We start from the raw sequence: 15,524 nt of genomic DNA, 5'->3' as shown, positions 1-15,524 counted from the left end.
GGCCGCGGGGATTGCTCCCCGCGGCGTTGTTTTACGCAATTAACAGTTGATGGTTCGCCAGCAGCGTTGCCAGATCCGTCTGCACGCCGTTCAGCGTCACCAGGGTGGTTGGCGAGAACTGACCGCCGGTACCGTCCAGGTCAACCTGGATCTCGGTATTGCTGCCGTTCTGCACCACGCGGATGTAATCGCTGATATTGCCCGCGCCGCTGTCCAGCGTGGCCACGCCGTTCACATAGCTCGCCGAGCCCGTGCCGGTATAGCCGCTGCCGGAGAGCAGATCGCGCAGGTCAATACGATCCGTGTCCGCCGTCCCTTCCCAGGTGCCGACCGTAAAGCCGTTCACCACGTCGTGACCGTTACCGCCCGTGGCATCCGAGGCGTTGATCAGCTTGTAGAGCAGCGTATCGTGACCGCCGCTGCCGATGTTGAAGGTGTCGTTTCCGCCACGGCCTTCGAACCGGTTATCACCGCTGTTGCCGGTGATGACGTCGTCGTAATCCGAGCCGTTAATCCCTTCAATGTTCAGCAGACGCGTGGTGCCGAAGCCGGTGTCCTGCGCGGTTGAGAGGCGCAGGTCAACGGTCACGCCAGAGGTCGCATTGCGGTAATCCACCACGTCCATCCCGCCGGTGTTGCTCCAGGTGTCATGGTCGGAATGGGTAGTCCAGCCGCCGGAACCGTTGTAGGTATACGTGCCATTTTCGGCGATAAAGGTGTCGTTATACCCGGTTCCGGTAATGGTTCCGCTGTGGCCGCCGGTGGCCGCTTCGGCCGTCAGGACGTAGCCCTCTTTGCCGTTGCCCGCCTCCAGGCCGCTCCAGGTGACGTTATCCGACACGCCGTTGGTGATCTTCAGGATCTCGGCCGAATAGGTTTCATTCGGATCCAGCCCGTAGAAGCTCACCAGCGCGGAGGTGTCGTTCGACCCGATACCGGACTGGGCGTTAATGATCTGCGAGGCCACCAGCACGCCCGCGGCGTTGTACAGGTTGACCGTATTGCCGTAGTAGGCGTTGATGCCCTCGCTGTCGACAATGTGCAGATGCATCGCGGTGCCGTCAGCAATGGTTTTGCTGTTTTGCACCAGCACCACCTTGCCGTTCTGCTGAGAGACCAGCAGATCCTGCGCGCCGTCCCAGTTGTAGTCCACTGCCGCCACGCCGGTGGCGTAAGCAATGCCGGACGCCAGCTGGCTGGCGGTCCAGGTGGAGCCGTAGCCGTTGTTGGTGAACAGCGTCGCCGTCTGCGAGCCGCCGTAGGTGCTGAGCTTGACGATGTCCATCTGCCCGTCGCCGTTCCAGTCCACCGCCACCGACAGATAGCCCGCCGCTGCGTTAGAGGCCTCGACCGCGCTCTTGGTGGCCGAGAGCTTCCCGGTACCGTCGTTGTAGTAGATCACCCCGCCGTTGTTGTTGTAGCTGCTGCCCAGGTACAGATCCATGTAGCCATCGCCGTTGAAGTCTGCCCACGTCATGGACGCCGCCGTGGTGGTATTCGAGGCGTTGGGCACAAACACGTTCGTCAGGTTCTGACCGATGGAGAGCGTGCCGTTGCCGTTGTTGTTGATCACGGTTAACGAGTACGCGCCGCTGCGGTTGGTGTGCTGAACCACATCCACGGTGCCGTCATTGTTAATATCGACGCCGGAGATTTCACGCATGGTGGTGAACTGTCCCCAGAATCCCGCGCCGCCGTAGGTGCCGTCAGGCGAGAGTACCCCGTTGTTGTTGATCAGATAGGTAATGGAGTCCGCGCCGGAGTCACCGTACGCCAGATCCAGATACCCATCCCCGGTTTTATCGTAGGCAATCACGCCGCCGTACCAGATGGTGGTGCCCATTGCCAACTGGCTGGCGTTATAGGTGCTGCCATCGTAGGTCCACATCACCTGCGTTGACCCGGCGTAGGTATTTTCCGTCGCGAAAATGTCCTGCGTGCCGTTACGGTCAAAGTCGGCGGCGGTCTGGCTCACCACGTAGTAGTTACGGGTGTTAGTCAGCGTATTGCCGGCATAGGTCGAGCTATCGCTGCTGGAGTATGACTGGCCGTTAGCGATGATATTCCACAGACCGCTGCTGTTCATGCCGAGGGTCATGGTGGAGTTGTTGCTGTTCCCCGTCGTGGTTGCCCAGTCGGTGTTCACCGAGGTGGTATCAATCACCAGGCTGCCGGTCGCCGTACCGGTGGTATTGCCGTTACCCGCGCTGCTCTTCACCTGCGCGGTCACGCTGTAGCTCGCCACGCTCAGCGCATCGCCGTCCGGGATCTGCAGATACCAGGTGTTGTGATCCGGGTCGACCACCACCGCACCGCCCGTCTGGGAGGTGTAAGTTTTGCCGTTCACCGTCACCACCAGGTATTCACCGTTCACCAGGTCAGCGGAGACGGTACCGGTGACGATCGGCGTGGTATCCGACGTGGTCTGCGCGGTAATCGCCGCCGTGGTGGTCGGGATGCTGGTATCGACGTTCAGCACAAAGCCGTCGGATTCCGTGTAGTTTCCGGCCCTGTCGGTGACGCGCACGATGTAGGTGTGATTCCCGTCGCTCAGGCCGTTGTCCTGGAAGGACCAGCTTGCGCTGCCGTTCATGGTCACCTGGCCGAGCAGAACCCCGTCACGGTAAAGCTGCACGATCTCGCCGTCGTCCGGGGCGCGGTTCAGCGTCCCGTTGATCAGCGGCGAGTTATCGTCCGTTGCCACCGCGCTGCCAAAGGTGCCCTGACGCTCGCCTTCGCCGTCGGTATAGCTCACGACCGTACCGACCGTGGTCGGCGGCGTGGTGTCTACCGTGACGACCTGAGACGCGGTGGAACCCACGTTGCCCGCCTGGTCGATAATCCGCACCTGGTAGGTGTAGTCTCCGTCAGGCAGATCGCGGGTATCGGTGTAGCTCCAGCGCTGGTTGGTGACCGTGGTATCAAGCCAGGTATTCCCGCCGTCGAGGCTGATCTGTACGCGCTCGTCGCTTGCCAGCGCGCTGCCCAGCGAACCGTTGATGGTCAGCGTGGTGTCCATGGTGATGAAATCACTCCCGGACTGGCCGGTATCGTCGCTGATGCTGTCGATGGTGATGCCGTACTGCGGCGCCTGGGTATCCACCGTCACCGCCTGCGAGGTGGTGGCCCCGACGTTCCCCGCCTGGTCGACAACCCGCACCTGATAGTTATGGCTGCCGTCGGTCAGGGTACGCGTATCGCTGTAGCTCCACTGGGTGCCGCTGACGGTGGCGTACACCCAGGTCGTGCCGCCGTCCATGCTCACCTGCACGTACTCGCCCGCGCCGAGTTCAGCGCCGAGCGTTCCGTGCAGGGTGTACGAGGTCGAACTGGTCAGGAAGTCGTTATTGTCGAAGCCGGTATCCACGGTGATGTTATCCACCGACACCGTGATCGCCGCATCCGGAGCAATCGTATCGACGGTCACCTGCTGATGGGCGCTGGCTCCCACGTTACCGGCGGCATCCACCACGCGGACGTAATAGTCATAGGTCTGGTTACCCAGCGTGCGGCTATCGACGTAGTACCAGCTGTTGCCGGTGACAATCACGTTCTGCCAGGTGACGCCGCCGTCGATGCTGATCTGGGCATATTCGCCGTCGGCCAGCGTCGCGCCGAGCGAGCCGTGCAGCGTCAGGGACGTGTCGCGAGTGATAAAGTCGCTGCTGCTCAGGCCGGTATCGTCGCTGATGCTGTCGATGGCGATCGTTTTGCTGGCGTCCGGTGCAACCGTATCAATGGTCACCACCTGAGAGGCGGTGGCGCTGATGTTGCCCGCATCGTCAATCACGCGCAGCTGGTAGTTGTAATCCCCGTCGGCCAGCGTGCGCCCATCGACATACGTCCAGCTCAGGCCGCTGACGCTGACGTCGATCCAGGTGACGCCGCCGTCCAGGCTGATCTGCGCGTGGTCGCCGCTGCCCAGCGCCGCGCCGAGCGTGCCTTTAAGGCTGATCTGGTTGTCGCTGGTGATAAAGTCGCTGCCGGACAGGCCGGTATCCTGCGTAATGGAATCCACGGTAATGGTGGTTGCCGCAGGCTTCGTCAGGTCAATCACCACGTCCTGGCTGTCCGTGGCCCCCACGTTGCCCGCGTTATCAATCACGCGGACCTGGTACTGATACGTCCCGTCCGTCAGGGTGCGGCCATCGGCGTAGCGCCAGGTGGTGCCGGTCACGGTCAGGTCGATCCAGGTGACGCCGCCGTCGAGGCTGATCTGCGCCTTCTCGTTATTGCCGAGCTGCGCGGTCAGCGAGCCGTTGACGACGACCTGGCTGTCGTTAGTGATGAAATCCGTTGCGCTCAGGCCGGTATCGTTTTGCAGCGAATCAATGCTGATCCCCATCGACGGCGCGGTGAGGTCCACCGTGACGGTATGGTTATCGCTGGCGCTGTTGCCGATGGTATTGCTGACCTGCGCGTTAATCACGTACGAGCCGCCGTCTGCCAGCGCGGCCACGTCAGCGCTGCTGACCGTGTAGCTCCAGGTGCCGTCCTTCTGGACGGTTGCCGCATAGGTTTTGCCGTTCAGCGTGAGGGTCACCGTCTGGCCTGCAGGCGCGTTGGTGGTACCGCTGACGACCAGCGGCGTGCCGTGCTCGGCGGCGTTGACGATGTCGTCCTGCGCAAAGGTGTTAATGGTGATGGTTGGAACATCGCCGTTCAGCGTCACGTCGTGCGTTGCGCTGCCCGGGTTGCCCGCCCTGTCGCTTACCGACGCGGTGATGGTGTACTCCCCGTCGCTCAGGCCGAGGAAATCACGGCCCGGTACGAAGACCGACCACGATCCGTCCGCCCCGACGGTCGCCTGATAGCTGTGCCCGTTGAAGGAGACGGTCACCGTCTGGCCCTGTTCCGCCGTGGTGGTGCCGCGGATGGTCTGGCCCGCCAGCTGCTCCGCGTTGTTGACGATATCGTCATCGGCCACGGTGCTGATGGTCACGGTTGGCGCGACGGTATCCACCGTTAAGGTGTGCGTGGTCTGGCCGCTGTTACCGGCTTTGTCGTTGACCGAGGCGGTGACCGTCAGCGCGCCCTGGCTCAGGGTGGCCAGGTCGGCTGCCGGCACGTCGAGCGTCCAGGTGCCGTCGCTGCCGACAAGCGCAGTGTAGGTTTTTCCTCCCAGCGTCACGGTAACGGTCTGACCCGCCTCCGCGCTGGAAGATCCGTGCACGATCAGCGGCTGCTGCGCTTCCGCGGCGTTCAGCATGTCGTCAACCGACAGCGTCCCAATGCTCACCACCGGCGCAGTGGTATCCACGCTGATGCCGTGCGTTGCAGACGCGCTGTTGCCCGCGCTGTCCTGTGCCGACACCGACACCTGATAGCGTGCGCCATCGGCCAGAGCGCCCACGTCAGCGGCCGGTACGGTGGTCGTCCAGGTGCCGTCGCTCTGGATCGTAGCCGTATAGGTCTTGCCGTTCAGGGTCACGGTGACCTGGGTCCCGCTGGCGAACTGCGCGCTGGAACCGTTAATCACCAGTGACGAACCGGCTTCAGCCGCGTTGATGACGTCGTCACCGCTAACGGTGTTCACCGTCAGCGCCACGGAGGCGGTGTTGACCACCACGTCATGGGTCTGGGTGCTGCTGTTACCCGCGCTGTCGGTAATGGTCGCGCTGAGGGTCACGGTGCCGTCGGTCAGCGCGGAAATCACGCTGGCCGGAACGCCCACGCTCCAGTTGCCGCTGGCGTCAACGGTGGTGGTGTACTGGTGCGAACCGAGGGTGATAACCACTTTATCACCGACGTTCGCGCCGGTTGCCGACCCGCTGACGATCTGCGCCTGGCCGTGCTCCACGCTGTTAATCACGTCATCGCCCGCCACCACGTTAAAGCTGACGGTCGGCGGCGTGGTATCAAGCGTAATCGTCTTACCCGCGCTGCCCGGGTTACCCGCGGCGTCGCTCACGCTCACCTGCACGGTGTAGCCGCTATCCGCCAGTGCGGTCAGATCGCTGCCCGGCACGTTCACGCTCCAGACGCCGCCCTGCTGCACCTGCGCGGTATAGCTCTTACCGCCCAGCGTCACGGTGACCGTCTGCCCGGCTTCCGCCGTGGTGGTGCCGGAGATAGCCACGCCCGCAGCCGCTTCGCTGGCGTTAATCACGTTATCGCCTGCGACCGTATCAATGGTCACGGTTGGCGCAGTCGCGTCCACGCTGTATTCGCGGCCCGCCGAGGCGCTGTTGCCGTGCGCGTTGGTGACGCTCACCTGCACGCTGGCGTCACCGTCCTTCAGGCCCGCGAGATCGGCGGAAGGCACGGTGGCCGTCCAGTTACCGTCGGCATCCACCTTCGCGGTGTACGTCTTGCCGCCAAAGGTAACGGTAACGGTCTGGTTTTCCTCCACGTTCGAGGTGCTGCCGGAGAGCACCAGATCCGCGCCCTTCTCCGCCGCGTTAATCACGTCGTCGGTGGCAATCGCATCGATGCTGATAGCCACCGCCGCCAGATCGACGGTCACGTCATGGCTGATGGTCACCGGGTTGCCCGCCGCGCTCTGGCCTGCAACGGTCACGGTGACCGTACCTGCTGCGAAGGCCGCGACGTCTGCCGCCGGGATCGCCGCGCTCCAGGAACCGTCTGCCAGCACGGAGGCCGCATAGGTTTTGCCATTGACGATCACGGTGAGCGTTGTGCCTGCCGCCAGCCCGTCGCTGGTGCCGGAGACGATCAGGTTTTGAGTATGTTCGATGCTGTTGATCACATCGTCGCCCGCTACCGTATCGACGCGCAGGCCCGGCAGGCTGGCGTCTATAACGATTTCACGCTCGCCCGTTCCCGTGTTGCCGTGGCCGTTGGTCACAGTCGCAGACACCGTCAGGTCGCCGTTGCCCAGCGCCGTCAGGACGGATTCCGGTACGTTCACGGACCAGGTCAGATCGCTCTGCACTGTTGCGGTGTACGTGTTGCCGCCAATGGTCACAGTGACGGTATTGCCCGCCTCCGCGTTCGCGACCTTGCCGCTGAGGGTCTGGCCCGCGGCCACTTCCGCCGCGTTGATGACGTTATCGCCCGCCACGGTGTTGATGGTGACGGTTGGCAGCGCGGTATCCACCAGCAGGTTCGCGGTGTTGCTCACGCTGTTGCCCACGCCGTTGGTCGCGGCCGCGCTCAGGGTGTAGTTGGCTTCGCCCAGGCTCGCCAGATCCGCCGCCGGGACCGTCATGCTCCAGGTGCCGTCTGCCGCGGTCGTCGCCGTGTAGTTTTTGCCGTTCAGGGTCACGGTCACCACTGTGCCTTCCGCCAGGTTGGCGCTGGTGCCGCTCACGCGCAGATCCTGACCTTTCTCCACCGCATTCAGCACGTTGTCACCGCTGATGGCGTTGAAGGCTACGGACGGCAGGCCGGTATCGACGGTCACGCTATGCGTGCCGGTGCCGGTATTGCCCGCCGCGTCGGTAACCGATGCCGTAACGGTCACGCTGCCGTCGCTGAGGCCGGAAATCACGCTCGCCGGGACGCCCACGCTCCAGTTGCCCGCCGCGTCCAGCACGGTGGTGTACGTCTGACCGCCGATGGTGACGGTCACCTTATCGCCCGCTGCCGCGCCGGTGGCGGTGCCGCTGATGATGTGCGCCTGGCTGTGTTCTGCGAGGTTAATGACATCGTCGCCCGCCACGGTATTGATGGTCACCGCCGGAACGGTCACATCCACCGTCAGAGTGTGATCAACCGACGCCGGGTTGCCCGCCTTGTCGCTGACCGATGCGGTAACGGTCACGCTGCCGTCCGTCAGGGCCGCAACATCGGACGCCGGAACGTTCAGCGTCCAGCTGCCGTCCGCGCTGACGGTGGTGGTGTAGTCTTTGCCGTTCAGCGACACGGTGACCGTCTGGCCCGCTTCGGCGGTGCTGGTACCGGACACGGTCAGTTCGCTCTTCGCTTCGGCGGCATTCAGAATGTCGTCCGTCGCCAGGGTGTTAATCGTGACGGTCGGCGCGGTGGCATCCACGCTGTACTCACGTCCCGCCGAGGCGCTGTTGCCGTTCACGTTGGTGACGCTCACCTGCACGCTGGCGTCGCCGTCTTTCAGGCCAGCCAGATCCGCAGACGGTACGGTCCAGGTCCAGTTGCCGCTGTCGTCTACTGTCGCACTATAGATTTTGCCGTTCAGGCTGATGGTCACGGTCTGCCCGGCTTCCACGTTGAAGGTCGCACCGGACAGCACCAGATCCGCGCCCTTCTCCGCCGCGTTAATCACGTCGTCGGTCGCAATCGGATTGATGCTGATGGCAACGGTCGCCAGATCTACCGTCACATCGTGGCTGATGGTAATCGGATTGCCCGAAGAGCTGTCGCCGGTAACGCTGATTTTGACGGTACCTTCCGGCCACGCGCTCACGTCCGCAGACGGAACAGCCGCGCTCCAGCTGCCGTCCGCCAGCACCGTGGCCGCATAGTCTTTACCGTTTACGGTGACGGTCAGGGCCGTACCCGGTGCCAGCCCGTCGCTGGAGCCGGTGACAATGAGGTTCTGCGCATGCTCAATGCTGTTGACCACGTTGTCGCCCGCCACGGTATCGACGCGCAGCCCCGGCAGGTTAGCGTCGATAGCGATCTCGCGCTCGCCGGTCCCGGTGTTACCGTGGCCGTTGGTAACGGTCGCCGTCACGCTCAGGCTGCCGTTACCCAGCGCCGTCAGCACGTCAGACGGCACGTTGACGGACCAGGTCAGATCGTTCTGCACCGTTGCGGTGTAGCGGTTGCCGCCAATGGTCACAGTCACGGTATTGCCCGCTTCGGCATTCGCCACGGTGCCGCTCAGGGTCTGGCCTGCGGCTACTTCCGCCGCGTTAATGACGTTATCGCCCGCCACGGTGTTGATGATGACCGTTGGCAGCGCGGTGTCCACCAGCAGGTTCGCGGTGTTGCTCACGCTGTTGCCCACGCCGTTGGTGGCGGTCGCGTTCAGGGTGTAGTTGGCCTGACCCAGACCGGCCAGATCCGCCGCCGGAACCGTCAGGCTCCAGGTGCCGTCTGCCGCGGTCGTCGCCGTGTAGTTTTTGCCGTTCAGGGTCACGGTCACCACGGTGCCTTCCGCCAGGTTGGCGCTGGTGCCGCTCACGCGCAGATCCTGACCTTTTTCCACCGCGTTCAGCACGTTATCGTCGCTGATGGCGTTGAAGCTGACCGATGGCAGACCGGTATCGACGGTCACGTTATGGCTGCCGGTGCCGGTGTTGCCCGCCGCGTCGGTGACGGACGCCGTGACGGTCACGGTGCCGTCGCTGAGGCCGGAAATGACGCTGGCCGGTACGCCCACGCTCCAGTTCCCCGCCGCGTCCAGCACGGTGGTGTAGGTCTGACCGCCGATGGTGACGGTCACCTTATCGCCCGCGGCCGCGCCGGTGGCGGTGCCGCTGATAACGTGTGCCTGACTGTGTTCAGCCACGTTAATCACATCATCACCCGCGATGGTGTTGATAGTGACCGCAGGAACGGTCACATCCACCGTCAGGTTGTGGTCCACGGACGCCGGGTTACCCGCCTTGTCGCTGACCGATGCGGTCACGGTGACGCTGCCGTCGGTTAATCCTGCCAGATCGGCCGCCGGAACGTTCAGCGTCCAGCTGCCGTCTGCGCTGACGGTGGTGGTGTAGTCTTTGCCGTTCAGCGACACGGTGACCGTCTGGCCCGCTTCGGCGGTGCTGGTACCGGAAACCGTCAGATCGCTCTTCGCTTCGGCGGCGTTCAGAATATCATCCGTCGCCAGGGTGTTAATCGTGACGGTCGGCGCGGTGGCATCCACGCTGTACTCACGTCCCGCCGAGGCGCTGTTGCCGTTCACGTTGGTGACGCTCACCTGCACGCTGGCGTTGCCGTCTTTCAGACCCGCCAGGTCGGCGGCTGGCACCGTGGCCGTCCATTTGCCGTCGGCGCCGACGGTCGCGGTGTAGCTCTTGCCGCCGAAGGTGATGGTAACGGTCTGGTTTTCCTCAACGTTCGAGGTCGCCCCGGAGAGCACCAGATCCGCGCCCTTCTCGGCGGCGTTAATCACGTCGTCTGAAGCAATCGCATCGATGCTGATGGCAACGGTCGCCAGATCTACCGTCACATCGTGGCTGATGGAAACCGGGTTACCGGCGCTGCTCTGGCCTGCAACGGTCACGGTGACCGTACCTGCTGCCAGGGCACCCACATCCGCAGCCGGGATGGCCGCACGCCAGGTGCCGTCGGCCAGCACGGTGGCCGGGTAGGTTTTGCCGTTTACGGTGACGGTCAAGTTGGTACCTGCGGCCAGGCCATCGCTGGATCCGGTCACAATCAGATTCTGCCCGTGCTCGATGCTGTTGATCACGTCGTCGCCCGCCACGGTATCCACGCGCAGGCCCGGCAGGTTAGCGTCGATCGTGATATCGCGCTCAGCGGATCCGCTGTTGCCGACACCGTTGGTCACGCTGGCGGTCACCGTCAAATCGCCGTTGCCCAGCGCGGTCAGAACGGATTCCGGCACGTTAACGGACCAGGTCAGATCGCTCTGCACCGTTGCGGTGTAGCGGTTGCCGCCAATGGTCACGGTCACGGTGTTGCCCGCCTCGGCATTCACCACCTTACCGCTGATGGTCTGGCCGGCAGCCAGCTCGGCGGCGTTAATCACGTCGTCGCCCGCAATGGTGTTGATAATCACGCCCGGCAGAACGGACTCCACGTTTACCGTGTGCGACGCGCTGGTGCTGTTGCCGACGCTGTCCGTGGCTGACGCGGTGACGGTATAAAGCGCCTCGCCCAGCTGACCGACCTCGCTCGCCGGAACGGTGGTGGTCCATTTTCCGTTATCGTCCACCTGCGCACTGTACGCTTTGCCGTTGAGCATCACGGTCACTACCGCGCCTGCCGCCAGGCCGGACGCCGTACCGGAGAGGGTCAGATCCTGGGTTTTCTCGGTGCTGTTGATCACATCGTCACCGGAAACGGTGTCAATGGTCAGCCCCGGCGCGGTCAGGTTCACCGCCACACCGTGCGTGGCGCTGTTGCTGTTGCCCGCCTTATCGGTCAGCGCCGCGGTGATGGTGTAATCCCCGGCGGCCAGCGCGGTAACGTCTGCCGCAGGTACGCCCACGCTCCAGTTGCCGGAGGCGTCCAGGGTGGCGGTGTACGATTTGCCGTTGAGGGTGACGGTGACCACGTCGCCCGCCGCCGCGCCGGTCACGGAACCGGTGACAATCAGTGCCTGCACGTGCTCGGCGCTGTTGATCACGTCGTCGTCGGACACGGTGTGAATGGTCAGCTGCGGGACGGTGGTATCGACCAGCACGTCGCGATCCGCGGAGGCGGGGTTGCCCGCCTTGTCCGATACGGCGGCGCTGACGGTGTAGTTCCCGTCGGAAATACCGCTCAGATCCGCGGACGGCACGGTCACGCTCCAGCTGCCGTTAGCCTCAACGGTGGTGGTGTAGTCCACGCCGTTCAGGGTCACGGTGACGGTCTGGCCCGCTTCGGCGTTGGTTACACCATTAACGACCAGATCCTGCTGCGCCTCGGCCGCATTGATGATGTTATTGTCGCTGACGATCTCGATAGACACCGTCGGCGCGGTGGCGTCCACGCTGTACTCGCGGCCTGCCGACGCGCTGTTGCCGTTCACGTTGGTGACGCTCACCTGCACGCTGGCATCGCCGTCCTTCAGGCTGCCCAAATCGGCAGACGGCACGGTGGCCGTCCAGTTGCCGTCGGCATCGACCGTCGCGGTGTACGATTTGCCGCCGAAGGTGATGGTAACGGTCTGGTTTTCTTCCACGTTGGTGGTGGAGCCGGACAGCACCAGGTCCGCGCCTTTCTCCGCCGCGTTAATCACGTCGTCAGAGGCAATCGGGTTAATGCTGATGGCGACTGTCGCCAGATCCACCTTCACGTCATGGCTGATGGAAACCGGGTTGCCCGCCGCGCTATGACCTTCAACCTTCACGGTAACCGTGCCCGCGCCGAGCGCGCTGACGTCGGCCGCCGGAATGGCCGCCGTCCAGGTGCCGTCCGCCAGTACGGTGGCCGCGTAGGTTTTGCCGTTGACGGTGACGGTCAGCGCCGCGCCCGTTGCCAGACCGTCGCTGGAACCGGTGATTATCAGGTTTTGAGCGTGTTCGATGCTATTGATCACATCGTCGCCCGCCACGGTATCGACGCGCAGGCCCGGCAGGTTGGCATCAATGGTGATGTCGCGCTCGCCGGTGCCGGTGTTGCCGTGGCCGTTAGTGACGCTGGCTGACACCGTCAGATCGCCGTTGCCGATGGCGGTTAAGACCGAGGACGGCACGTTGACCGACCAGCTCAGATCGTCCTGAACCGTCGCCGTATACGTATTGCCGCCGAGGGTAATAGTGACAGTGTCACCGCTCGCCGCACCGCTCACTTTCCCGCTCAGGGTCTGTCCGGCAGCCACTTCCGCCGCGTTAATAATGTCGTCCGTCGCGACCGGATTGATGGTGACCTGCGGCAGCGCGCTGTCAACCAGCACGCTGTGGCCGGTGCTCGCGCTGTTGCCCGCGGCGTCAGTTACGCTCGCCGTCACGGCGTAGCTCGCTTCGCCCAGCGCCGAGACGTGTGCCGCCGGAACGGTCACGCTCCAGTTCCCGCTCGCGTCGGTGGTGGCCGTATAGTTAATCCCGTTCAGGGTCACCGTAATGGCGGTTCCTTCCGGCTGGTTGCTGGTGCCGGACACCTGCAGATCCTGACCTTTCTCGGCCGCATTGATCACGTCGTCAGCCGCCAGGGTATTGATGGCGACCACCGGCGCGGTCAGGTAGACGTCAAATTCGTGCGTCGCAGTGGCGCTGTTACCGGCTTTGTCGGTGAGGGTCGCGGAGATCGTCTGGTCGCCGTTGACCAGCGCGCCCACGTCCGCCGCCGGAACGCCCACGCTCCAGCTGCCGGACGCGTCCAGCATGGCGGTGTAGTCTTTACCGTTCAGGGTCACGGTAATCACGTCGCCCGCCTGCGCGCCCGTCACCTTACCGGAGACGATCAGCGCCTGGCCGTGCTCGGCAATATTCACGATGTCGTCGCCCGCGACGATGTTGAAGCTAATCTGCGGTACGGTGGTGTCCACCAGCACCGATGAGCCCGCGCTGGCCGGGTTACCTGCTTTATCGGACACGGTCGCCGTGACCGCCGCGTTGCCGTCGGTGATGCCTGCCAGATCCGCCGCAGGCACGTCGAGCGTCCAGCTGCCGTCCGCCTGCACCTGCGCAGTGTACTGATTGCCGTTGAAGGTCACGGTGACCGTCTGGCCCGCTTCGGCAGTAGAAGTGCCGCTCAGGGTCAGATCCTGCGCTGCCTCTGCCGCATTCAGCATGTTATCGCCGCTGATGGTGTTGATGGCCACCGTCGGCGCGGTGGTGTCGACGCTGAATGCCTGCGCCGAAGACGCGGCGTTGCCGTTCACGTTGGTGACGCTGACCTGCACGCTGGCGTCGCCGTCTTTCAGGCCGCTCAGATCGGCAGCCGGAACGGTCCAGGTCCAGTCGCCGTTGGCATCCACCGTCGTGGTGTACGTTTTTCCTGCGAAGATAATGGTGACGGTCTGGCCCGCTTCAACGTTAGATGACGTGCCGGACAGCACCAGATCCTGGCCTTTTTCCGCCGCGTTAAGGACGTTGTCGTCGGTCACGCTGCTGATGGTGATGGCGACAGGCGCGAGATCGACGTCCACGACGGTCCCGATAGCCACCGGGTTGCCGGAGGCATCCTGCGCGCTTGCCTTGATATCCAGCGAGCCATCTGCCCACTGGGACACGTCCGCCGCCGGTACCGCCGCCTGCCAGGAGCCGTCCGCCAGCACCGTTGCGGAATACGCTTTTCCGTTGATGGTCACGGTGACGGCGCTGCCCGCCGCCAGATCGGTGCTGGTGCCGGACACAATCAGGTTCTGCGCGTGTTCAATCACGTTAATCACGTCGTCGCCTGCGACCGTATCAATACGCAGCCCCGGAAGCTGGGCGTCGATGGTGAAGTCGAGCGAAGAAGAACCGGTATTGCCGTGCGCGTTGGTGACGCTGGCCGATACGGTCAGATCGCCGTTGCCCAGCGCGGTCAACTGGCTCTGGGTTAACGGCAGGCTCCAGGTGAGATCGTCCTGTACGGTGGCAGTAAAGGTCTGGCCGCCCAGGGTAATCGTGACAGTGTCACCTGGCGCCGCATTTGTCACCTTACCGGTCAGGGTTTGCCCTGCCGACACTTCCGCCGCGTTAACGATATTGTCGCCCGCCAGCGTGTCAATCGTTACCACCGGCAGCGAGCTGTCCACCAGCACGTCGTGCGAGGTTGAAGCGCTGTTGCCGACGCTATCGGTGACGTTCGCCGTCACGGTGTAATTCGCTTCGCCCAGCGCCGAGACGTTTGCCGCCGGAACGGTTACGCTCCAGTTTCCGCTCGCGTCAGCGGTAGCCGTGTAGTGAATGCCGTTCAGGGTCACCGTAATGGTCGTGCCTTCCGGCTGGTTGCTGGTGCCGGAAATCTGCAGAGCTTCGCCTTTCTCTGCCGCGTTGATCACGTCGTCCGCCGCCAGCGTGTTGATACCGATGACAGGCGTCACGGTATTCACCACCACATCCAGTGAACTGCTTCCGGTATTGCCGGATCGGTCGGTCACGGAGACGTCGATGGTCCAGGTGCCGTCCGTCAGCCCCTGTACGACAGACGCCGGCAGGCCAAGGCTCCAGTTGCCCGCCGCATCCACCACGGTGGTGTAATCGACGCTGTTAATAGTGATAGTCACCCGATCGCCCGCTGCCGCCCCGGTGACGGAGCCGCTCAGGATCTGAGCCTGTGCATGGGCGAGCTGGTTAACGGTATTGGTGTCGGTGACGAAGTGGTTGATGGTCACCTGCGGCACGGTGGCGTCCACCAGCCCAACGCGGTCGGCGCTGCTGCTGTTGCCCGCCACGTCGCTTACGGTGGCCGTCACGGTCACGATGCCATCGTTGAGGGCACCGACGTCAGCCGCCGGTACGATCAGCTGCCAGGTTCCGTCCGTCTGGACCGTGGTCTGATACGTTTTGCCGTTCAGCGTCACGGTGACCGTCTGGCCCGGTTCCGCAGTACTGGTGCCGCTTAAGGCTAAATCCTGCTGCGCCTCTGCCGCATTGATGATGTTATCGCTGGTGAGGTTATCGAGGGTAATCGCCGGCGGCAGCGTATCCACCGTGACCACGCGCGACGCGTCGGCACTGTTACCGTTGACGTTCGTGACGCTGACGCTCACCTGCGCCCGCCCGTCGATCAGGGTTTCCATGGCGCTGGCGGGCACGGTCAGGCTCCAGGAGCCATCCTGCTGCACCTGGGCGGTAAAGGTCTGGTCGGCGAATTTCACCACCACGGTCTGCCCCGCCTCCACGCCCTGCGTCTTTCCGGAGAGAGTTAAATCGGCACCTTTTTCTGCCGCATTCAGCAGGTCATCGCCGGAGACGGTATCAATGGTGACCGCCACGGCGTTGAGATCGAGTTCAATCGGGTGTTCAGCCGCAACGGTATTGCCCCAGGCATCTTTTGCGCTGACGCTAACCGTCACCTCTCCCGCGGTCCAG

Annotated in this window: 1 protein-coding gene; it reads right to left on the bottom strand. The window is 63.7% G+C overall.

All coding sequences use genetic code 11. The annotated features are described in order from the left end of the window. Nucleotides 1-31: 31 nt before the first annotated feature. Nucleotides 32-15,508, bottom strand: a complete 15,477-nt coding sequence (locus tag ACEPLT_RS10645) for an Ig-like domain-containing protein (RefSeq protein WP_447088379.1) — start codon at nt 15,506-15,508, stop codon at nt 32-34. Nucleotides 15,509-15,524: the final 16 nt, after the last annotated feature.

The sequence above is a fragment of the Enterobacter sp. fkY84-1 genome, from assembly GCF_052974705.1.
Note: the sequence above shows the minus strand (reverse complement) of the source record. Positions and strands in the feature narration are given on the sequence as shown.